At 48.5% G+C, this 19,438-nt stretch carries 23 protein-coding genes; 12 read left to right on the top strand and 11 right to left on the bottom strand.

Going from position 1 to position 19,438, the window contains the following annotated elements; translation table 11 throughout:
• Window positions 1-8 precede the first annotated feature (8 nt).
• The 4 genes from DXN05_RS14580 to DXN05_RS14565 form a co-directional block, all read right to left on the bottom strand.
• Complete coding sequence (locus DXN05_RS14580; protein WP_116848015.1) at window positions 9-572, bottom strand: fasciclin domain-containing protein; 564 nt, start codon at window positions 570-572, stop codon at window positions 9-11.
• Between the two features lie 84 nt (window positions 573-656).
• Window positions 657-1,193, bottom strand: a complete 537-nt coding sequence (locus DXN05_RS14575; RefSeq protein ID WP_116848014.1) for a pyridoxamine 5'-phosphate oxidase family protein — start codon at window positions 1,191-1,193, stop codon at window positions 657-659.
• A gap of 235 nt (window positions 1,194-1,428) precedes the next feature.
• The gene (locus DXN05_RS14570) at window positions 1,429-2,124 is read right to left on the bottom strand and encodes an OmpA family protein (RefSeq protein WP_116848013.1); all 696 of its coding nucleotides are present in this window, start codon (window positions 2,122-2,124) and stop codon (window positions 1,429-1,431) included.
• A 162-nt stretch (window positions 2,125-2,286) separates the two neighbouring features.
• Window positions 2,287-4,521, bottom strand: coding sequence for a hypothetical protein (locus DXN05_RS14565; RefSeq protein WP_116848012.1), 2,235 nt, complete (start codon window positions 4,519-4,521; stop codon window positions 2,287-2,289).
• A gap of 97 nt (window positions 4,522-4,618) precedes the next feature.
• On the opposite strand from DXN05_RS14565, the gene DXN05_RS24715 reads away from it, so the two are divergent.
• The 5 genes from DXN05_RS24715 to DXN05_RS14545 all read left to right on the top strand — a co-directional run bounded on the left by DXN05_RS24715 (window position 4,619) and on the right by DXN05_RS14545 (window position 9,039).
• The gene (locus DXN05_RS24715; RefSeq protein ID WP_158559261.1) at window positions 4,619-4,768 is read left to right on the top strand and encodes a hypothetical protein; all 150 of its coding nucleotides are present in this window, start codon (window positions 4,619-4,621) and stop codon (window positions 4,766-4,768) included.
• 355 nt (window positions 4,769-5,123) lie between these two features.
• Window positions 5,124-5,786, top strand: a complete 663-nt coding sequence (locus DXN05_RS14560; RefSeq protein ID WP_211330059.1) for a succinate dehydrogenase cytochrome b subunit — start codon at window positions 5,124-5,126, stop codon at window positions 5,784-5,786.
• Between the two features lie 3 nt (window positions 5,787-5,789).
• Window positions 5,790-7,691, top strand: a complete 1,902-nt coding sequence (locus tag DXN05_RS14555) for a fumarate reductase/succinate dehydrogenase flavoprotein subunit (protein ID WP_116848011.1) — start codon at window positions 5,790-5,792, stop codon at window positions 7,689-7,691.
• A 19-nt stretch (window positions 7,692-7,710) separates the two neighbouring features.
• The gene (locus DXN05_RS14550) at window positions 7,711-8,457 is read left to right on the top strand and encodes a succinate dehydrogenase/fumarate reductase iron-sulfur subunit (protein WP_116848010.1); all 747 of its coding nucleotides are present in this window, start codon (window positions 7,711-7,713) and stop codon (window positions 8,455-8,457) included.
• Window positions 8,458-8,544: 87 nt separating this feature from the next.
• Window positions 8,545-9,039 (top strand): YbhB/YbcL family Raf kinase inhibitor-like protein, encoded by a 495-nt coding sequence (locus tag DXN05_RS14545; protein WP_245975218.1) that lies wholly within the window; start codon window positions 8,545-8,547, stop codon window positions 9,037-9,039.
• A gap of 9 nt (window positions 9,040-9,048) precedes the next feature.
• Here the strand turns inward: DXN05_RS14545 and DXN05_RS14540 are convergent, their stop codons facing one another.
• The 6 genes from DXN05_RS14540 to DXN05_RS24710 all read right to left on the bottom strand — a co-directional run bounded on the left by DXN05_RS14540 (window position 9,049) and on the right by DXN05_RS24710 (window position 12,936).
• Entirely contained in the window at window positions 9,049-9,744 is a 696-nt protein-coding gene (locus DXN05_RS14540; protein WP_116848008.1) for an MgtC/SapB family protein, read from the bottom strand.
• A gap of 100 nt (window positions 9,745-9,844) precedes the next feature.
• Window positions 9,845-10,282 (bottom strand): SRPBCC family protein, encoded by a 438-nt coding sequence (locus DXN05_RS14535; protein ID WP_116848007.1) that lies wholly within the window; start codon window positions 10,280-10,282, stop codon window positions 9,845-9,847.
• Between the two features lie 4 nt (window positions 10,283-10,286).
• Window positions 10,287-10,562, bottom strand: coding sequence for an ArsR/SmtB family transcription factor (locus DXN05_RS14530; RefSeq protein WP_116848006.1), 276 nt, complete (start codon window positions 10,560-10,562; stop codon window positions 10,287-10,289).
• A gap of 57 nt (window positions 10,563-10,619) precedes the next feature.
• Window positions 10,620-12,275, bottom strand: coding sequence for a L,D-transpeptidase family protein (locus tag DXN05_RS14525; RefSeq protein WP_116848005.1), 1,656 nt, complete (start codon window positions 12,273-12,275; stop codon window positions 10,620-10,622).
• A 69-nt stretch (window positions 12,276-12,344) separates the two neighbouring features.
• On the bottom strand, window positions 12,345-12,467 hold the full coding sequence (locus tag DXN05_RS25145; RefSeq protein WP_262511504.1) for a hypothetical protein: 123 nt from the start codon (window positions 12,465-12,467) through the stop codon (window positions 12,345-12,347).
• Window positions 12,468-12,780: 313 nt separating this feature from the next.
• Window positions 12,781-12,936, bottom strand: a complete 156-nt coding sequence (locus DXN05_RS24710; RefSeq protein ID WP_158559260.1) for a hypothetical protein — start codon at window positions 12,934-12,936, stop codon at window positions 12,781-12,783.
• A 144-nt stretch (window positions 12,937-13,080) separates the two neighbouring features.
• Between DXN05_RS24710 and DXN05_RS14520 the strand changes: the two genes are divergently transcribed.
• From DXN05_RS14520 to DXN05_RS14510, 3 genes are all read left to right on the top strand, one after another.
• Window positions 13,081-13,725, top strand: coding sequence for a YdcF family protein (locus DXN05_RS14520; RefSeq protein ID WP_116848004.1), 645 nt, complete (start codon window positions 13,081-13,083; stop codon window positions 13,723-13,725).
• Between the two features lie 89 nt (window positions 13,726-13,814).
• Window positions 13,815-15,041, top strand: a complete 1,227-nt coding sequence (locus DXN05_RS14515) for a formylglycine-generating enzyme family protein (RefSeq protein WP_245975217.1) — start codon at window positions 13,815-13,817, stop codon at window positions 15,039-15,041.
• A gap of 190 nt (window positions 15,042-15,231) precedes the next feature.
• Complete coding sequence (locus DXN05_RS14510) at window positions 15,232-15,819, top strand: Crp/Fnr family transcriptional regulator (protein WP_116848003.1); 588 nt, start codon at window positions 15,232-15,234, stop codon at window positions 15,817-15,819.
• Between the two features lie 12 nt (window positions 15,820-15,831).
• On the opposite strand, the gene DXN05_RS14505 is transcribed toward DXN05_RS14510, so the two are convergent.
• Entirely contained in the window at window positions 15,832-16,305 is a 474-nt protein-coding gene (locus DXN05_RS14505) for a DUF308 domain-containing protein (protein WP_245975216.1), read from the bottom strand.
• A gap of 796 nt (window positions 16,306-17,101) precedes the next feature.
• Here DXN05_RS14505 and DXN05_RS14495 point away from each other — a divergent pair.
• Genes DXN05_RS14495 through DXN05_RS24705 form a run of 4 tightly spaced genes read left to right on the top strand, consistent with a single transcriptional unit; the run spans window position 17,102 to window position 19,433 of the window.
• Window positions 17,102-17,692 (top strand): TetR/AcrR family transcriptional regulator, encoded by a 591-nt coding sequence (locus DXN05_RS14495; protein WP_116848000.1) that lies wholly within the window; start codon window positions 17,102-17,104, stop codon window positions 17,690-17,692.
• 33 nt (window positions 17,693-17,725) lie between these two features.
• A complete protein-coding gene (locus DXN05_RS14490) occupies window positions 17,726-17,953 on the top strand; it encodes a hypothetical protein (RefSeq protein WP_116847999.1) in 228 nt (75 codons plus the stop codon).
• A 34-nt stretch (window positions 17,954-17,987) separates the two neighbouring features.
• Complete coding sequence (locus tag DXN05_RS14485) at window positions 17,988-19,268, top strand: MFS transporter (RefSeq protein ID WP_116847998.1); 1,281 nt, start codon at window positions 17,988-17,990, stop codon at window positions 19,266-19,268.
• Between the two features lie 15 nt (window positions 19,269-19,283).
• Window positions 19,284-19,433 carry a hypothetical protein gene (locus tag DXN05_RS24705; protein ID WP_158559259.1) on the top strand — a complete coding sequence of 50 codons (150 nt, stop codon included), beginning with the start codon at window positions 19,284-19,286 and terminating at the stop codon, window positions 19,431-19,433.
• The last annotated feature ends 5 nt before the right edge of the window (window positions 19,434-19,438 follow it).

The following is a 19,438-nucleotide window of genomic DNA, read 5'->3' as shown; positions in this document are numbered from 1 at the left end:
GTGGTTGCTTACGGCATAACCACAGTGTCAATTACATGAATAACGCCATTGCTCTGGTATACATCTTTGATAGTTACCATTGACATTCCGCCTTTGTCATCCATTAATTCAATGTGGTTGCCTTTCATGGAAGCAGTGAGTTTGCTGCCCTGCACGGTAGTAAGTTCAGCCTTTCCATTACCTTGTTTAATAAGGGAGGCCAGTGCTTTTGAATCCAGCCTGCCGGGTACCACATGGTAAGTAAGTATGCTGGTAAGCATGGCTTTGTTCTCGGGCTTCACAAGTGTTTCTACTGTGCCTGCAGGTAATTTGTCAAATGCTGCATTGGTAGGAGCAAACACGGTGAACGGACCAGTGCCCTCCAATGTTTCTACCAGCCCGGCAGCTTTTACTGCTGCTACCAGCGTAGTATGGTCTTTTGAGTTAACGGCATTCTCTACAATGTTTTTGGAAGGATACATAGGCGCTCCGCCTACCTGTACCGTTTTCTCTGATTGAATGCCCTGGCTTATACCGGCATTGGATACCAGCGATGCAATGAATACAATGGCTAACAATTTTACGCGTTTCATTTTCTTATTTTTTGTTGTAAGATGTCAGGTCAGGTTGATATACGGCGCTTGACTATGGACGGATCTTAAAACAGAAAATAAGTTTTAGATGGTTAATGTGCCTTCGATGGAATCATCAAGTGTTTTACCCATTACTGCACCTGCTACCTGTTTGGCAAAGGCTACAAACTCACCGTGTTTGGTATCCCAGTAATAACCTGTTTCGGGTACAAATTGTATTACGGATATGCGCGGATCGTCGATGCCTTCGGTGAACCAGGTCTTTAATATGGGTTCCCATAACTCTTTTATTTTTTCTTTATCCTGGTTAACACTTGCCTTGCCGTACAGGGTTAAAAAATCGGAATGGGCGCTTCCCTGGAATAACAGCTGTACAGCAGGATCGGTAATAATTTCTGCATTCTTGTGACTGTCTGTTGCGCTTAAAAACCAACAGGTACCCTGGTCATCTACTTTTTGTACAGACATGGGGCGTGTTGCAAATGGTTCGCCGGTGGTAATGCGTGTGCAGAAGAAGCAACTCTTTGCTTTTTCACCCAGTTCCTTTAGTTTGGCTGCTGCCGCCTGTCCCTGCAGGTTTTCCCGGTTTTGTTCGGGCTGTTGCTGATTGATGCTGTCCATATAGTTTTTTCAGGAAACGGCGTTAAAACCATGCCAGCAGCACTTAACCCATCCGCAGGGCCTTTTTGTTGAACAGTGCATGCGCAGGCAACAGGCAATGCTGCAACAAGCAAGCCCGGCGCTTACAGCTGCTGTGTATTTGCTTCCTCGCACAACGAATATCCATACAACCATATAGCCATAAAAAAAGAAAACACGGCATTGGCCGTGTTTTCTTTTCAAACCATTAATGTTGCTATTTTTCGCGCACGCCTACGGATATGCGGCGGTCTTTTTTCTTTTCTTCGTCCGGTGCATTGGCAGCAGCTTTCGCAAACTGCGAGCCATAGCCTTCTGCGCCGAGCAGCTGTGCGGGCGATACGTTTTCTGCTTTCAGGGCAGCCAGTGTAGCATCGGCACGTTGCTGTGATAATTTCAGGTTGGCAGTGCTGTCACCGGTTTTGTCGGTATAGCCGCCTATTTTGATTTTCAGTTTCGGATAAGCTTTTACAATGGCTGCAATGTTTTTTACCTGCTCATTGCTTTCGCTGGTGATAACGGCGCTGTTGGTAGCGAAGTTGAGGTTGTCGAAATCAAACCACACGTCTTTACCTGCTACTGCGGTGTTGTCGTTTAAAAAACGAACCAGCTGGTCTTCAATACCACCCTTGTAGGCATTGAGTTCAATATTGCCGGGCAGTTGCACTTTAATGCTTTCGCGGCTGGTTGCCGGCGCTTCGGGTTCGGCAGCTTCAGTGTGTTCGGTAGTTGCTTCATGCGCTTCGCCGCTTACCGGTTCAAAAGCAGCCGTGGTATCCGCACCTGCGTGAAATGCGCAGCCCCTGGCAATTAAAACCAGCAGCGTACAAATGATAAAAGAGATAATGCCTGGTCGTACCAAACGGGTAACAATGCCCCGATCGTCCTGTTCTTCAAATGAATGTGTAGCCATAAGTTGAATTTTTGCTGGATCATAATTACAAAACAAAATCTAAACGGGCAAATGTAATTGGTGCCGGTGCAGCCAGGTATAGTTGCCTGCGGTACGTTACAGCAAAAAAAAGGCCACCGTACAAAACGGTGGCCTGTTGAAGCGGGCATTGAATGGATGCAGCTATTCGGGTTCTACGGCAAAGGCCGCAACGTCTGATCTGTCGTAGTTTACATAACGTGTATTACCATCGGTATGGTAGGCGGTTACGTATAAGGTTTCTGCAAAAGCAGCATGTATACAGGTGCCCAGCAGCGTGGCAATAGGGGCGCTTTCCTGGTAATGTATGATTGCGCTGTTAACGGTTGTGGTGTTATCAGGCGGCGGCACCTGGTCTGCATAACTGGCTACCGTACCCACATTGCCCTTGCTCACTACGAACGAATAGTCTGCATAGCGGTGCAGCTGGTCTGCTGCAAAGCGCAGTAACACACTGGCCGTGTTTTTATCCTTATAAGTGGCAAAGCCGCATTCGGTATCAGCAGTGCTCCCGGTGTGGCCGGTGTCATGGTTTTCCACTACCGCATCATCAATATGGCAGGCGCTGGCATTGTTGTCTATTCTCAGTAAAAAGCGGAAGCCGGTAATAGGGTCAGCGGCGTTGGTATTGTTAACGCCATGAAACAGGTAATCGGTATCAATGCTGCGTGCAGGCAGTGCTGCAGCGTTGGGTGGCGAAGCCAGCAGGCTGTCTACCAGGAATACATCATTACCCGGTGTTTGTGTTACGCCATTGTTGTCGCAGAGTTCCAGCACAAATTCAAAGAGGCCATCGCCCAGTTTGGCATCTGCAGCTGCAAGACTGATGGTATCTGTCATATAGGTGGTCCACCTGGCCGATGCATCACCTGTGGCAATGCTGGCTTCAGAAGGCGGTATTTTGTAGATGACACCCGCACTGCTGGTCTCGTCGAGCTGGTAATTGCCTACAAAGGGCAGCAGCAGGCCATTTACCAGGTGTTCGTAGATATAGGGTTTGGATACCGGTTTCTGATCGTAATAGAATGATTCGTTTACCGGGTTCAGGAAACCATCTGCAATGCGGCGGTACTTCCAGCGGTAATGTGTAATGCTGGCTGTAGGCAGGGCATCGCCAAAACCAACGCGGATAGGGAAGCCACCGGTGAACGGACTGATAAACTGGTTGGCCTTATCACTAAGAATGCCCTTCGCCAGTCCGCGTGCATCACTGAATAAACTGGGCTGTGTATCGTGCATGGCAATGCTGCGCAGCGAAGTGTTGTTCACATTGCTGATCCATACAAATTCACCTTCCAGCGGGTTGCATTCACAGGGCAGTACGCGTGAATCGGTAACCTGTACATTGATATCGGTGCCGCATGCATAATTCCAGCGTGTATAACAAGGGAAAGGCGGGCGGTACACGGTTACCCAGTTGCCGCCGATATTCACTTCTACCCACACGTAAATGTTTTCGGTGGTATTGGGCGGCAAAAACAACCAGGCAGAGAAGTGGCCGCTGCAATCTGTTTCTACCACTGCTTCTTCTTCCAGCCGGTAAAACCAGGGCCAGAAGATGGGCCACAGGCAAAGGTAAGGGTACAGTATATCGTGGTACCTGGATACCAGCGGCTGAATGGTTTCAACTGTTGCAGACTGCAGTTCGCTGAGCACGGTATCAGGCAGTTGCTGTGCTGCAGTTTGCCTGCCTGCTGCTGCAGGTTGCCTGAAAGCCGTTGCTTTTGAAACGTTGATATTTGCAACTGGTTTGGCAACCAAAGAACGCAATGCGAGGTTCTGTTTCACCACACCCGCTTCGCGCAATGGGCCGGGATCAGGACGCGGTGGTATTTTTAGTACGGGTTGGTTAATCTGCGCCAGCCTGCCTTTTAAGTCATCCAGCAAATGCGGCGGTATAACAGGCAGTGGTTTAAGATAAATGGGTACCAGGAAGAATTTCTCTACGTTGCAGATGTGTACCCTTGCATGGCATACGGGAAGATTGGTATTAACCCCATTGATCACAAAGTTTTTGTGTACATGGCCGGTAACATTGCAAAACCGGAATGGCGGGAATTGAAGAATATTGTCCGGCAGGCGCTCTATGCCGATCACATTCCTGTCGGTGAATTTCATCACAGCCTGGTAAGCACCTGCACTGGCCAGTGTTTGCTCATTGGCTTTGGCAGCAGGTATGTTATCGGGCAGCGCAGCACCCACGTATATTTTATCTGTTTGTGCGGCAGATTTAATAACCGCATCCTGCCCGTCGAAAGTGGCGGTTTCTACAATGTTGCCATTGTAATCAACTGCATAGGCGCGTAAATCTTTTGTGTCGGTAATGTTTGCATCCTTGGCAAGCCTTACCACAATAGCATCCAGTTTTTTAGTATCCATATGACAATGTTTTAGTGCATACTTCATCAGTATGCTTGCGGTGAAAGAAAGGTAACAGCGTGTTATTTCATGATGAGAGCTGGTATACTGCTGTAACGTGTATTTCCTGGAAAATGGCGGTAAGTTCAGGATATGGAGTAGTGCCGGACTGATTGCGTATGCAAACGTACTGCAGGGGGATGCGGTATGCAAGGTGATTTATCATCCTGCTGCAGTGATTTATCACAGTAACGGGTTCAATGGTTAAATGGCTTTGTTGTTCACTCGCTTCGATAGTCACGATTGACGATTCAATGTTGTTCAGTTAAGCGTGATTGATATTTTTTACCGCAAAGACCACAAAGAAAAACCCACAAAGAACGCAAAGAAGCTGTTAACTAAACGACATTGATTGATGGAAAACAGCTGCAAGCTACGAGCTGCAAGCCTGTTTAGTCTACGTTGCCTACGGCGATAGAATACCAACAATTTAATACTCGCTTCGATAGTCACGACTGTCGATTCTCGGTTCTCGAAATTGGTACCCGCACCGATTAACGATGTAACCGTTACATGAACAGTCCTGTTCAGTCATTATCCTTTATTATTGTAAAAAAGAACCTATGCAGCAAAACACGCTTCCGCAAAAGTTATGGATGTCTGCCACTGGTTTGTTTCTTTGCGTGTTCCTGGTCATTCATTTGCTGGGTAACCTGCAGTTGCTGCTGCCGGCTGCCGATGCAAAAGAGCAGTTTAACTGGTACTCGCGTTTGCTCTCCGGCAATATCATCATTAAGGTCATTGCCTGGGTATTGTATTGCTCCATTATTGGTCATGCGGTGTATGCATTGCTGCTCACCCTGCAAAGCAGGCGTGCCAATGGCACCCGGTATGTGTACGATAAACGCGGCGCATCCAGCAAATGGTATTCGCGTAACATGGGACTGCTGGGCACCATTATTTTGATTTTCCTCGTCATTCATTTTAAAGACTTCTGGTACAGGTATAAATTCACCGACCTGCCGCTCGATGCCCGCGGCCAGCCTGATTTGTATACCGTAGTGGTGTTTGCGTTTGCGCAATGGTGGTACGTGCTGTTGTATGTAGTGTGCATGTTTGCCATGGGGTTTCACCTGCTGCATGGCTTTTTCAGTGCAGCACGAACGCTGGGCCTGTATCATCCCAAATTTACGCGCTGGGTTAAAGTGTCGGGATGGTTATATACTGTAGTTATAACAGGTGGCTTTATTATTATTCCTATTTATGTTTATTTTACAAATAGCTGAAGTATGGATGCAAAAATCCCTGCCGGTCCGCTGGCTGAGAAATGGGCCAGTTATAAAGCGCATGCCAAACTGGTAAACCCTGCCAACAGGAAAAAGATGGACATCATTGTAGTGGGCACAGGCCTCGCCGGTGCTTCGTGCGCAGCCTCGCTGGCCGAGATGGGGTACCAGGTAAAAAGCTTCTGTTTCCAGGATACACCGCGCAGGGCACATTCTGTAGCTGCACAGGGTGGGGTGAATGCCTGTAAAAATTACCGCAACGATGGTGATAGCATTTACCGCATGTTTTACGATACCATTAAAGGCGGCGATTTCAGGGCAAGGGAAGCCAATGTATACCGGCTGGCAGAATGCTCGCAGCAACTTATTGACCAGGCTGTGGCGCAGGGCGTGCCTTTTGCCAGGGAATATGGCGGCTACCTCAATAACCGCTCTTTTGGCGGGGTACAGGTATCGCGTACGTTTTATGCACGCGGACAAACAGGCCAGCAACTATTGCTGGGTGCTTACCAGGCCCTGATGCGCCAGGAGGCTGCGGGCAAGGTGCAGTTATTCACGCGTCATGAAATGCTCGACCTGGTGCTGATAGATGGGAAAGCCAAAGGCATTATCACGCGCGACCTGCAAACCGGCGCTATTGAACGGCATGGGGCGCATGTGGTGGTACTGGCAACGGGCGGGTATGGTAAAATGTATTACCTGTCAACCCTGGCCATGGGCTGCAATGCATCAGCCATCTGGCGGGCGCATAAAAAAGGTGCGTGTATGGCATCACCCAGCTGGGTGCAGTTTCATCCCACCTCTTTGCCACAGTCAGGCGAACATCAATCCAAGCTAACGCTGATGTCCGAATCATTGCGCAATGATGGCCGCATATGGGTGCCGGCCAAACAGGCCGATGAGCGTGCGCCCAATGACATACCTGAAGCAGAACGCGATTACTACCTCGAGCGCCGGTATCCCTCTTTTGGTAACCTTGCCCCGCGCGATATTGCTTCGCGTGCTGCGAAGGAGCGTATTGATGCAGGCTTTGGTGCCGGCGTAATGAAGAACGCAGTGTACCTCGATTTTTCCAAAGCCATCAGCGAACAGGGACAAAATAAAATTGCGGAGAAATACGGCAACCTGTTTACCATGTACCAGCGCATTACCGGTATCAACGCCTACCGGCAACCCATGCTAATTTCACCTTCCGCACATTTCAGTATGGGCGGGTTGTGGGTAGATTATGAACTGATGACCACCATACCCGGTTTGTTTGCACTGGGCGAAGCCAATTTTGCCGATCATGGTGCCAACAGGCTGGGTGCTAATTCCCTGCTGCAGGCCAGTGTGGATGGTTATTTTATTGCACCCTACACCATACCCAATTACCTCGCAGGCGAATTGCAGGGCGGTAAAACAGATACCGATCATCCTGCATTTGAAGCTGCAGAAAAAGCCGTACGTCAGCAGCTGCAACAGTTTCTCCAAAGCAAGGGCCAACTGCCGGCAGATCATTTTCACAAAACACTGGGTAAAATACTGTACGACTATTGCGGCTTGTCCAGGAACAGGGCCGGATTGGAAAAAGCGATCCGTGAAATAAAGGCATTGAAAGAGCAGTTTTATCATGAGCTGTGCATAACCGGTAACGAGCGCATTAATACAGAACTGGAAAAAGCAGGCCGTGTGGCAGATTATTTTGAAATGGGTGAACTGCTTTGTCATGATGCCTTAACACGCGAAGAATCGTGCGGTGCGCATTTCAGGGAAGAACACCAGACACCGGAAGGGGAGGCGCTGCGCGATGATGAAAATTTTTGTTTTGTATCGGTATGGGAATGGAACAAAGGCGAACCTGTTTTACACAAGGAAGAACTGGTTTTTGAGAATGTAAAACTCTCTGTACGCAGCTACAAATAAACACCGTAAAATTCGAACCATGAAGCTCACATTGCACATATGGCGGCAGGAGCAGGGCGCGTCAACAGGTGCCATGCATACCTATGCACTAACTGATATACCGGAAGACATGTCGTTCCTGGAAATGCTTGACCTGCTGAATGAACAGCTGATGAAGCAGGGCGAGCGGGTAATTGAGTTTGATTCAGATTGCAGGGAAGGCATTTGCGGGCAATGCGGCATGATGATCAACGGCCGCGCACACGGGCCGCTGAAACATACCACTACCTGCCAGCTGTACATGCGCAGCTTTAAAGATGGTGATACCATTTATGCAGAACCCTTCAGGGCCGCCGCTTTCCCGGTAGTATGCGATTTGAAAATTGACCGCAGTGCGTTTGACCGCATCATTGGTGCCGGTGGTTATGTATCCGTAAGTACCGGCCAGGCACCCGAAGCCAACAGCATTCCCTATGCACATGAAACCGCAGAAGCTGCTTTTGATGCGGCTGCCTGCATTGGCTGCGGTGCCTGCGTGGCAACCTGCAAAAACAGCAGTGCAGCGCTGTTTACCGGTGCTAAAATTACACATATGGCCTTGCTGCCGCAGGGACAAACAGAAACAGCCGCAAGGACACAGAAAATGGTGGCACAAATGCACAAAGAACATTTTGGGCATTGCACCAATACCGAAGCCTGTGAAGTGGAGTGCCCGCAGCAAATTTCCGTGCTGCACATCGCCCGCATGAATTATGAATACAACAAAGCCTCACTGCTGCATAAGTAGGCAAATCATTGAACAATAGAACAATGCAGCCATCCCGCTGCAGGTGCTGGAATAATCCTGCTTCCGGTTGAACTATTCAGGCAAAAAATGGTTAACTTCTCACACACAAAAGACAACTCTATGGAAGCCATTGCTACAGCCACTCTGCGTATTGTAAGTGCTGCATTTGAACCGGGACAGCCTGTTCCCAAAAAGTATACCTGTGAAGGAGAAGACGTAAATCCGCCGATTGGTATCTGTACCGTGCCTGAAACGGCTGCCTCTATTGCCATTATCGCCGAAGATCCTGATGCCACCCACGGCACGTTTGTGCACTGGCTGGTGTGGAATATACCACCCGGTACCGCTGTTGGTGAAAACAGCAACCCGGGTATCAGCGGTCGCAATGGTTTTGGTAAAACAGGCTATGGCGGCCCATGCCCGCCTTCCGGCACACACCGCTACTTTTTTCGGGTGTACGCACTCAATAAATTGCTGGATATACCCGCAGGGTCTGAAAGGAAAGCATTGGAACAGGCCATGGAAGGGCATATTGTTGCATCCGGTGAACTGATGGGCACTTTTGCGAAGCACAAAAGTTAAATTAGCAGGTTATACCGTTCGTTCCGGCGGTTTGCGGTTTGTATCGAGCTGCTGCAATTGTTTAGCAGCATTCAGCAATTGTTTGCTGCCGGCAGATTTGCCGAAGACCAGCCTCACCAGGTATTCGTTTTCGTGTTGCGTGGCCTGCATAGACAGTTCCATTACTTCGAGTTCGTTTTGCTGAACAATTTTTTCAATAGCTGCAACCGGTGTTTGCCTGGTATTGATAATCAGGGTGAGTTTACGCAGCTGTTGTTGTGCGAACAGCCGTTTCTCGAGTGGTTTGATGGCGGCTAGTATCAGCAGGATGATTACTGTGGTGCTTACGGCAGCAATATACAATCCTGCGCCAACAGCCAGCCCAACAGCCGCTACAGCCCATAAACCTGCGGCAGTAGTTAAGCCACGGATCAGCTGCGGCCTTAAAAATATAATGGTGCCTGCGCCCAGAAAACCAATGCCGCTGATTACCTGCGCCGCAATACGGGATGGGTCAAGTACTACAGAAGGTGTGCCGAGTATATCGCTGAAGCCGAACATGGACACAAGCATGGTGAGCGCTGCGCCTACACAAACAAGCATATGTGTTCTAAGGCCGGCAGGTCCGTTTTTCCGCTGCCGTTCCCAGCCAACTGCGCTGCCCAGCGCCGCCGCAGTCAGCAGCCGCACAATGGTTTCAGTAAAGGCGAGATGGTAGTTGTGCATATCAAGGTTTTGCAAAACAATACAACGAAAACAGCCGGGCAGCAAGCATGGTATCTGTCGCCCGGTTGCTGGTTTTGCTGCAAACCTGGTGCCGGTATAATTAATTGCTGTGTACCGGCTCAATATATTCCCTGAGCGATTTGCCGATAATGTACGTCCAGCCCTGTTCAAAACTGGTTTTGGCAAAATCGGGATTGTTCTGCGGAAAAGTTTCCAGCCCTTCATGTGTTAGCTTAAGCCGGGTGCCATCACCTTCAGGGAACAGTTCAAAGGTTACTACAGATCTGCCTTCATAATCTTTGTACTGCCAGCTATAGCTGAGTTTACGTTCAGGTACAACTTCCAGTATCCCGCATACATGCACATAGATTACATCATCTTTGCCCCCGGTGAACTCAAAAGTAAAACCCACTTCCGGTTTAAATGCAGAGAGGTTAAAATACCATTGCTGCATCTCATCCCTGTCGGTAAGGGCTTTCCAAACCCTTGCTGCCGGCGCATTGAACGTGCGTTCAATTACAAATGGCTGATTGTTCATGCTGTTATTTTTTTGATTGTTTACGTTTCACTGCAGGTTGTGCTGCCTGCGATAAAAAGGCGTCCAGGGCATCCAGCCTGGCTGTCCAGAACGGCCGGTATTGTTCTACCCATTGTGATACCTCATCCAGCTTTTGCAGTTTTGCCACGCAAAAGCGTTCACGCCCCTGCTGCCTGATGGTGATCAAACCGCATTCCGTTAATATTTTAATGTGTTTCGACACAGCCGGGCGGCTGATGTTAAACTGGTCTGCCACCTGCGGATTCCGTTTCCGTTTCAATCTCCGCTAAAATATGCAGCGTCTTCAGCGGTTTCCGCGAGAGATAAATTGTCCGTTTTACTGTGCAAGCATACTGTACAGCCTGCTGTCGCGTTTGTACACATCCTGCCTGAAATTGAGCACGCCGTCCTTGTCCATGAAAGCGGTAAAATAACCGATGTATACCGGAATCTTTTTCTTCAGGGTAATCCATTGTTCCTTGCCGCTGTTCATGCCTTTTTCAATTTTGTCAGGCGGCCAGTTGGGATCATCGCGCAGTAAACGCAATGCCAGGTCATGCGCTTTGGCCACGCGTATGCAGCCATGACTGAAGGCCCGGTTGTCTTCATTGAACAATGACTTTGAAGGACTATCGTGCAGGTAAATATTGTTGGCGTTCGGGAAAATGAACTTCACCAGTCCAAGTGAGTTGGATGGACCTGGTTTCTGCCGCACATTGCCGCCGTTCCATTCCATGCGGTGCGATGCCAGGTAATTGCTGTTGCGTTTGATACCGGGCAATACTTCTTTCCGCAAAATACCGGGCGGTACATACCAGTAAGGACTTAATACCACATATTGCAGCCTGCCGCTGAAGATAACGGTTTTATTCGCCGTGTTGCCCACCACTACATTGCAACTCCAGGCATCTTTGCTTTTCTCAAAAAAGTGCAGCGTGTATGCCGGGATATTCACCAGTATAAAATTCTCTTCAATACTATCTGCCGGTATCCAGCGCAGGCGTTCCATATTGGCCATCAGTTGCTCTATGCGTTGCTTCACCGGCACATTCAGTGCGGTGATCATCGCGGTAGTAATGGTAGAATCCGGTGAAATGCCATGCCTGCTTTTAAAACGTGCGGCAGCAGCGCCAAGGGCCACATCAAACAGCTTGCTGTTGTCGGGTGAAGGCAGGTCGCCCAAAAGAAAAAGACGTTGTTTTACCAGGCTTACCACGGTATCAATATCGCCCGGCTTCAGTGTTTTTTTAATACCGGGAATATTGCTGTTGAACTGCCCGTTTTTATCAATGTCGCGGTACAGCGCCAACGCTTTTTTGAGGCCGTGATATTGTGGGCTTACAATATTGTCTTCTTTTACGCCAATGGTATTGTCCGAAAGGTTTTTCTCCAGCAGCTGTGCATAGGAGAGTTTGCTCCTGGGTAAAAACCAGTTCATGCCTGGTGCCTGGCCATTCAGTTTGCCGGAGAAAATGTTTTTGGCGTAGTTGAAATATTCGCCTGTAAGCATCAGCTCAGTAGCTGTGTCGGGCCGGTTGGGGCTGGCAGCAATTGTGCTGTCATTGTACTGCAGCAGTTGCAGGAAATCATTTTTATAGGGGATGGTTGGGTTTACCCCGTCTGCCTCACTGTCCATAATGCCCGATACCAGCACATTGGCAGTTTCTATGAGCCCGTTTTTATCGTACCAGGCATAGTTGAAATGATTGGCGCGGTAAAACGTATAAAAGGATTGCTCAAATTCTTTAAAAGCAGGTCTTCCCTGCAAAAAGCGGCCGATGGCTGCGCTGTCCAGTGCAATGCCCGAGGCAAAGTTAAAACTGCCTGCTACCAGGGTATCGAGGTGTTTGGGCACCTGTTTGGGCAAACTGTCTGTATGTGCGGCTGCCTGTTTTGGGTTGTTGTTACAGGCCTGCAGCAAAATCAATAACAGGCACAGGCACATGGAAGAAAACAATTCAACACCCGGGTTTCTCGGGGAAGCATTTGTCATAACTGGCTGGTTTAAGCTGCTGTACCATGCGGTGCAGCATGATACATAACAGCTTTCCCCGGCAACTGTTTACAGGAAATGCTGTAACAGCCGGATAATGAGTTCGGCCGCCTGTATTACCCGCTTAATGGCAGCCGGGTCGGGCAGGTTAAGTGCAAACTGGTATTGTATCAATGCCGGTAAGTGAATCATAGGAAATCTGTTTTGGTTACCAGGCAAAGTAAATACGCGGTAGTGACAACAGTATGTCAGGAGCAAACGGGAAATGGAAAGAAATGGTTAGATGGAAGAATAGTTAAATGGCTGGATTGTTGAATGGCTAAAATATTCGCTTAGATAGTGTCGATGTGTCGAAGTGTCGATTCTCGAAACTGGCACCCGCTTAGATAGTGTCGATGTGTCGATTCTCGATTCTCGATGGCTTTCCTCACGGCTCACGATGTAAGGGCAGGGTTAAAACGTTCAGGGGGTACTCCATTGGGTAAGAAAGGCAGTATGGGTGCGGCTAGTCAATGTTTATTTTGCTGTCGATCATGTTCAGCAGGCGCATTTGCGATTTTATGGTGCTGTTGACAGATTTAACGTCAAGATACCAGCGGTAAAGACTTTTACCAATGTAAACAGCGCTTAGGGATAAAACCGGGTAAATTAAAACAGACATGGTGTTTTATTTTGGAACCACAAGTTGACCCTTTATTGTTACAAATGCAATAGGTGTTTTCACGGTATTACACTGTTGCAACGTTGATGTGGCGCTGTTAAAGGTGCAACAGCAAGTATGCGTGCAAGCACTTATTTTTGTTGCATGACAAATGAAATAACCGCACTTGCCCGCAAGGTTTGGGATTATCATCACCTGCATCATACCATTACAAAAGCAGATTGTATTCTTGTACTTGGCAGCCACGATACCCGTGTTGCAGAACGTGGTGCCGAACTATACCTGCAGGGATGGGCGCCGCTGCTCATTATGTCGGGCATGCTGGGTAACCTGACCAAACAAAGCTGGACAGAAACCGAAGCCGACAAGTTTGCCGCCATTGCCATTGCCATGGGTGTACCGCGCGAAGCCATACTTATCGAAAACAGGTCTGCCAATACCGGCGAAAACATCCTTTTTACACAGCAGCTGCTGGAGCAGCACAACCTGCATCCGCAATCTTTCATTGTAGTACAAAAGCCCTACATGGAACGCAGGAGTTATGCCACGTTTAAAAAACACTGGCCCGATAAACAGCTCACCGTAACATCACCGCAGTTATCGTTTGATGAATACCCCACACCCGATATACCTCTTGAAAAAGTGATCAATATTATGGTGGGCGATCTGCAGCGCATCAAAGAATACCCGGCCAAAGGTTTCCAGGTATACCAGGAAATTCCCGGCGATGTATGGGAAGCCAATGAACAGCTCATTGCTGCAGGTTTTAACAAACACCTGATTCAATAACGGGTAAAGTCTATTATTTTTATAGACTTTTAATGCGATTCTGCCGGCGGCAGTATTTTTGATGTAATTTGGTGACCAAGAAATTATTTATGCGAATCCAACGTGTTGTTCCATTGCTCGCACTTGCCTGTTTGCCCGGTGCTTTCTTTTCCTGCCGTGATAAAGCAGCTGCATCCGGCAATGCCACTGCCAAAAAAGACAGTGCTGCCATGAGTTGCGGCACGCCGCATTCGAGAGTGGGAGCCATGCTGCAATCCGGCAAAACTGCTGCTGTACAGCTCTCCAACCTGGATTACACCATACCTGTTGCCGACACCGCCCGCTGGCCTGCCAAGCCCTGGCCAAAAGGTATGGTTTGGGTAGCAGGCGGTACGTACACCATGGGGGGAGTAGGCAAATTTGCCCGCCCCGATGAATTGCCGCTGCACCAGGTAACCGTAGATGGTTTCTGGATTGACCAGACAGAAGTAACCAATGCTGCCTTCACCCAATTTGTAGCAGCTACCCATTATATTACCGAAGCAGAGAAAAAGCCCAGCTGGGAAGAACTGAAAAAACAGGTGCCACCCAATACCCCGGAACCGGATGAAGCCACACTGGTGCCCGGCGCCCTGGTATTTACCCAAACCGCACAGGCGGTTGACCTGCATGATTACAGCCAGTGGTGGCGCTATGTGCCCGGTGCCAGCTGGAAACACCCCGAAGGGGCAGGTGCCGCTGCACCCGCAGCCAACCATCCCGTAGTACAGGTATGCTGGTACGATGCTGCCGCTTATGCCAAATGGGCCGGCAAAAGTCTGCCTACCGAAGCGCAATGGGAATATGCTGCACGTGGCGGACTTTCCGGTAAAGAATACAGCTGGGGCGATGATGCGCCCGCCGATACACAACACGATAAAGCCAATATCTGGCAGGGACAGTTTCCCGCCACCAACACACAGCAGGATGGCTATGTGCTTACTGCACCGGTTGCTGCTTATGCACCCAATGGCTATGGCCTGTACGATATGATGGGGAACGTATGGGAATGGTGTGCAGACTGGTATCGCCCCGACACTTATCAAACCGAAAAAGCAGCAGGTGCTTTGCACAACCCGCAGGGGCCTGATAAATCGTACGATCCCGAAGAGCCTTATGCAGCCAAGCGCGTAGTGCGCGGCGGTTCATTTTTGTGTAATGCCTCGTACTGCGCCAGCTATCGCCCTGCTGCACGCATGAAAACTTCGCCCGATTCCGGTGAAAACCACACCGGCTTTCGCTGCGTTATGACTGATGCACAATGGCGCCGTGCGCAGAAATTGTTGGCTGCAAGGTAGCCCTTTCCAAACGCCGTTGCCCGCCAGACTGCCTGCATACCGGAACTACTGTCACTATTTTAACTTAAGTGAAAATTTAAACATTAAGCCTTGTCGATTTTTGCTTACCAACTGCGCTGACCTGCAGGAAATGGTTAAATTCATTTCTGATTGAGGCATCAGCAACCCAGGTAGTGAAAACAGACAAAGTATGAGCGACAATTTCGAAATCCTAAGCACGCATTTGGCCAGCTTCGCCGGGCTGAGTGAAAATGATATAGCTGTCAGCAAACCATCCTGGAAGTCCCGCAAAATCAGTAAGGGCGACTTCTTTAACATGCAGTACGTGGTGTGTAACGACCTCGGGCTGGTGATCAAAGGCATTTTCCGCATATATTATGCAGACCCCGAAACAGGGGAGGAAAAGAACATTTTCTTTTTCTCCGAAAACCAGTTCCTGGTTTCCTTCCGCAGCTTTATCACGCGGAAGATTTGCCATTATTTTATCCAGGCCATGGAAGATTCGGAGATCATCTACATATCCTACCGCGACCTCACAAGCCTTTACGACATGCGCCCGGATTGGGCCAAGTTTGGCCGCTTGCTGGCAGAACTGTTTTTTACCTATTCGCAAACACGTACGGAAGAATTGTTATTCATTACCCATGAAGAAAGATTCATCCGGCTGCTTGATGAGCATCCCAATATCGTCAACCGCATTCCGGCTTATCATATCTCGTCGTATCTCGGCATCACCAATCCATCGCTCAGCCGCATCCGCAAAAGAATCAACCGTTGATCGTTTACATGCTCAGGCTGTAATTGGTACAGCGTTAATTGTTTTGCTTAAACGGAAAGCCGTCAGCAGAAAGTAAAATGCACCAAAAGCAGCATAACCTGCAAGCGTGGAAATGCCCTGGTTGGGCTGATGAGCCATAGCGATAAAAGCAATGCCTGCCAGCATAGACTGGCCACCACTGATGATCATCGGCCATTGACCGCCCAGTTGTTTACGGCGGCGCAGTCCCAGTATTAATTGAATCAATCCCGTCAGAATAGCCCAGGTTCCAAAAACCTGCAGCGCCTGTGGAATGCCCTTCTGCAACGCAATACTTACTGCTATAGCCGTGATAATGCTGATGGCGGCATTTACATATTGCGGCGTTTTGCTGGCAGCAGGCGGGTTCGCCTTTATATCAAAATAAGTAGCGATAGCATCCCATACCGGGTAAATGATAAAAAGAATCGTTGCAGCCGTAGCATTTGTTTTAGCTGCTGTTGCCACCAGCAGTACCCATACAATAGAAAAGGCAGCGCGCGTGAAATATAGCGTACGTAAGGATTTCGCGGTTTCAATAGCCTAGCCTGGGCGGTTGATACTGGATGAATTTGTTGCTGTCATAACCTGGTATTTTTTAGTTATGCCAAAGGTCAGTCATATTTTGCCAGGCGTTTTTCACTTAAGTTAAAAGCAACAGGTTAAAAAGAAAATACCAGGAGGTAGGGGGAAGGGTTGATACAGCCAGCCGCAAGCTTCAGGCTACGAGCCGCAAGCTTATTTAATCAAAACCGCCTCAGCGGAAGTAGTGTTAGCCAAAATTCGCAAAAATCATCTCGGTGTGTCGATGTCTCGACTGTCGATTCCCGGGGCTTTCCTCACTCACGATGCCCTCAGCATTTCTTCAAGAAACACTTCACCGCGCGCCGCATGCCAACATAAAATTCGTGGAAAGGATCGCTGGGCTTGGGTTCTACAAAGGAAGTAAACTCCCTGTCCCCGCAAATGCTGGTTGATTTAAAATACTTCACAAAGGCCGGATGTTCGCATTCAATAATCAACAGCTCCTCGTTTTCTGCAATATGCAGTACAAAAAATACAAGATCCGACGGATCCTTGAAATCAAAATAGAGTGGTACAGTTTCCTGTATGGCAAGTGCTGACATCGACATTTTTTTCTTTTAATATACGTTTTTTTATCGGTTTCTTAGTCCCGAAGCCCCTGGGGAACCTCCCTGCTCCATAAAAAAATATTCCCCCGGATGTTATAAAAGAATGAACATTCACTTATTTTTGTGCTGCCATGAGAATACGCGATGAAAATAAAATGACCACCATCCAGGAGAAAGCGTTGGAAATGATTGTGAATGAAGGCTTTGACGGCTTAAGCATGCAAAAGCTGGCCAGGGCCGCAGGGGTTTCGCCTGCTACCATTTACATTTATTTTAAAGACAGGGACGACCTGATCATCCAGCTATACCTGCAGCAGCGCGATCTTTTTTTCAACGCCATTATAGAAGGGCTGAACGAAGACATGGATTTTGCCACAGCCCTGAAAGTACAGTGGAAAAACCGTGCGCGCTTTGCCATCGAAAACCCGCAAACCACGCATTTCCTGGAACATATCACCTATACGCCATTGTACAACGAAACCTTTAAAACACCCGGCCCGCGGTTTTTAACGGTAATGAAAAGCATTGCCCACAAAGCCATTGAAAACAAGGAACTGGCCGAAATGCCGTTCGAAATGTACTGGTCACTCGTGTTTGCGCCGCTGTATAACCTGGTGCGTATGCACAAACTCGGCAAAAACATGGCTGGTGAACCGTTTGTGTTAACCGATGAAATGCTGGAAAGCACACTGAAGCTGGTGCTGAAGGCCATCAAACCTTAATTTTTACTCATTCACCTAAATGAATGTTCATTTATGGAGCTGGAAACACAAATACTGGTATTCAAAACCAATATCTGCTGCGATGCTGCCTGTGCCATGGTAGGCAGCCGCCTTAACCATGCGCCCAATATCCGCCGCTGGACGGTAGACCGTAACGATTGCGACAAGGTTTTGCGGGTAGTTGCGCAACAGGTACAGGCAGCCGATATTATTGCGCTGGTAAACAGCAGCGGCTTTTTGTGTGAAGAGTTACCCGGCTAATGATTCAACCTCCATTTATTTTAAATTGATTACTATGACAGCAACCAATCACACAAAAACTTTTACCCGCTATCAGGCATTCATGATAGCCATGCTGGCAATTATCCAGTTTACTGTTATTCTCGATTTTATGGTAATGGCACCCCTTGGCGCCAACCTGATGCGCGTAATGAAAATTACGCCTTCCCAATTCAGTTTTGTCGTATCTGCCTATGCTTTCAGCGCCGGTATTTCCGGCATTTGTGCTGCAGGTTTTGCAGACCGTTTCGACCGCAAGAAAATGCTGCTTTTCTTTTACACCGGCTTTGTAGTAGGCACCTTTCTCTGCGGCATTGCACCCAATTATTCCTTTTTGCTGCTGGCACGTATTGTTACCGGCCTGTTCGGTGGTGTTATGGGTTCTATCAGCATGGCCATTATTGCAGACTTGTTTAGCCTGCAGGTGCGTGGCCGCGTAATGGGTTTTGTGCAAACCTCGTTTGCTGTAAGCCAGGTAGCGGGTATCCCGCTGGGTTTATTTCTCGCAAGCCGTTATGGCTGGCATTCCCCGTTCCTGCTGATTGTTGGCTTTTGCGTGGTGGTAGGCATTATCCTGTTCCGCTGGATGAAACCGGTAACCAGTCACCTTGCCGTGCAGCACGATCGCAATGCCTTTGCGCATCTTGCCCACACAGCTTCCAACAAAAAATACCAGCTGGCTTTTTTAACAACCGTGTTTATGTCTGCCGGTGGTTTTATGATCATGCCTTTTTCATCAGCCTTCATGGTGCACAATGTAGGCATACCGGAAGACAAGCTGATGCTGATATTCTTTGTAACCGGTCTGGCAGGTCTTGCAATTGGCCCATTGGTAGGTAAATGGAGTGATGCGGTAGGCAAATACAAAACCTTCCTTTTCGGAACCTCGCTCGGCTTAATCATGATGCCGATTTTTACCAATCTTACCATTACACCCATGTGGATAGTGATGGTAATTAACGTAATCACGTTTGTGAGCATTTCATCCCGTATGATTCCTTCACAGGCATTGATTTCAGGCATACCCGACATGAGCGACCGTGGTGCTTTTATGAGCATCAACTCCTCCATACAGCAAATGGGTGGTGGTATTGCCACCATTATCGGCGGTTCTATTATTACCGAATTACCCAACGGTGCGTTACAGCATTTTAATATTGTAGGCATCTGTACCATGGTGGCATTGGTTACCTGTGCAGTGTGTATGTATTTCGTAAACCGTTTCATCAACGCCCGAAAAGCAGCCGCCGTTGCCGCCCCTGCACAGGAACCCGCAGTGGCCATGGGGCATGAGTAAGGGGAAGATGGCTTGATGGTTACATGGTTTGATAGTTTAATGCAGCCATTCAGCCATCAAACCATTGAGCCATCTTCTTTGTTCACCGGCAAATCCCGGCCATTTACCTGCCCGCCGTATGGCATTAACCTATACCGGCTTGACCTGCGCCTGTTGCTGCAATAATTTTG

This window comes from Deminuibacter soli, assembly GCF_003412455.1.
Classification (GTDB): Bacteria; Bacteroidota; Bacteroidia; order Chitinophagales; family Chitinophagaceae; genus Deminuibacter; species Deminuibacter soli.
The sequence above is the reverse complement of the archived record's forward strand: the minus strand, read 5'-3'. Positions and strand labels throughout refer to the sequence as shown.

Coding starts and splice junctions, on each gene's coding strand:
- DXN05_RS14495 (WP_116848000.1), top strand. CDS start 17,102: ATGAGAATACGCGATGAAAATAAAATGACCACCATCCAGGAGAAAGCG.
- DXN05_RS14485 (WP_116847998.1), top strand. CDS start 17,988: ATGACAGCAACCAATCACACAAAAACTTTTACCCGCTATCAGGCATTC.
- DXN05_RS14490 (WP_116847999.1), top strand. CDS start 17,726: ATGGAGCTGGAAACACAAATACTGGTATTCAAAACCAATATCTGCTGC.
- DXN05_RS14580 (WP_116848015.1), bottom strand. CDS start 572: ATGAAACGCGTAAAATTGTTAGCCATTGTATTCATTGCATCGCTGGTA.
- DXN05_RS14545 (WP_245975218.1), top strand. CDS start 8,545: ATGGTTAACTTCTCACACACAAAAGACAACTCTATGGAAGCCATTGCT.
- DXN05_RS14515 (WP_245975217.1), top strand. CDS start 13,815: ATGCGAATCCAACGTGTTGTTCCATTGCTCGCACTTGCCTGTTTGCCC.
- DXN05_RS14540 (WP_116848008.1), bottom strand. CDS start 9,744: ATGCACAACTACCATCTCGCCTTTACTGAAACCATTGTGCGGCTGCTG.
- DXN05_RS14550 (WP_116848010.1), top strand. CDS start 7,711: ATGAAGCTCACATTGCACATATGGCGGCAGGAGCAGGGCGCGTCAACA.
- DXN05_RS14565 (WP_116848012.1), bottom strand. CDS start 4,521: ATGGATACTAAAAAACTGGATGCTATTGTGGTAAGGCTTGCCAAGGAT.
- DXN05_RS24705 (WP_158559259.1), top strand. CDS start 19,284: ATGGTTACATGGTTTGATAGTTTAATGCAGCCATTCAGCCATCAAACC.
- DXN05_RS14510 (WP_116848003.1), top strand. CDS start 15,232: ATGAGCGACAATTTCGAAATCCTAAGCACGCATTTGGCCAGCTTCGCC.
- DXN05_RS14570 (WP_116848013.1), bottom strand. CDS start 2,124: ATGGCTACACATTCATTTGAAGAACAGGACGATCGGGGCATTGTTACC.
- DXN05_RS14535 (WP_116848007.1), bottom strand. CDS start 10,282: ATGAACAATCAGCCATTTGTAATTGAACGCACGTTCAATGCGCCGGCA.
- DXN05_RS14560 (WP_211330059.1), top strand. CDS start 5,124: ATGCAGCAAAACACGCTTCCGCAAAAGTTATGGATGTCTGCCACTGGT.
- DXN05_RS24710 (WP_158559260.1), bottom strand. CDS start 12,936: ATGTCTGTTTTAATTTACCCGGTTTTATCCCTAAGCGCTGTTTACATT.
- DXN05_RS14575 (WP_116848014.1), bottom strand. CDS start 1,193: ATGGACAGCATCAATCAGCAACAGCCCGAACAAAACCGGGAAAACCTG.
- DXN05_RS25145 (WP_262511504.1), bottom strand. CDS start 12,467: ATGATTCACTTACCGGCATTGATACAATACCAGTTTGCACTTAACCTG.
- DXN05_RS14525 (WP_116848005.1), bottom strand. CDS start 12,275: ATGACAAATGCTTCCCCGAGAAACCCGGGTGTTGAATTGTTTTCTTCC.
- DXN05_RS14555 (WP_116848011.1), top strand. CDS start 5,790: ATGGATGCAAAAATCCCTGCCGGTCCGCTGGCTGAGAAATGGGCCAGT.
- DXN05_RS14520 (WP_116848004.1), top strand. CDS start 13,081: ATGACAAATGAAATAACCGCACTTGCCCGCAAGGTTTGGGATTATCAT.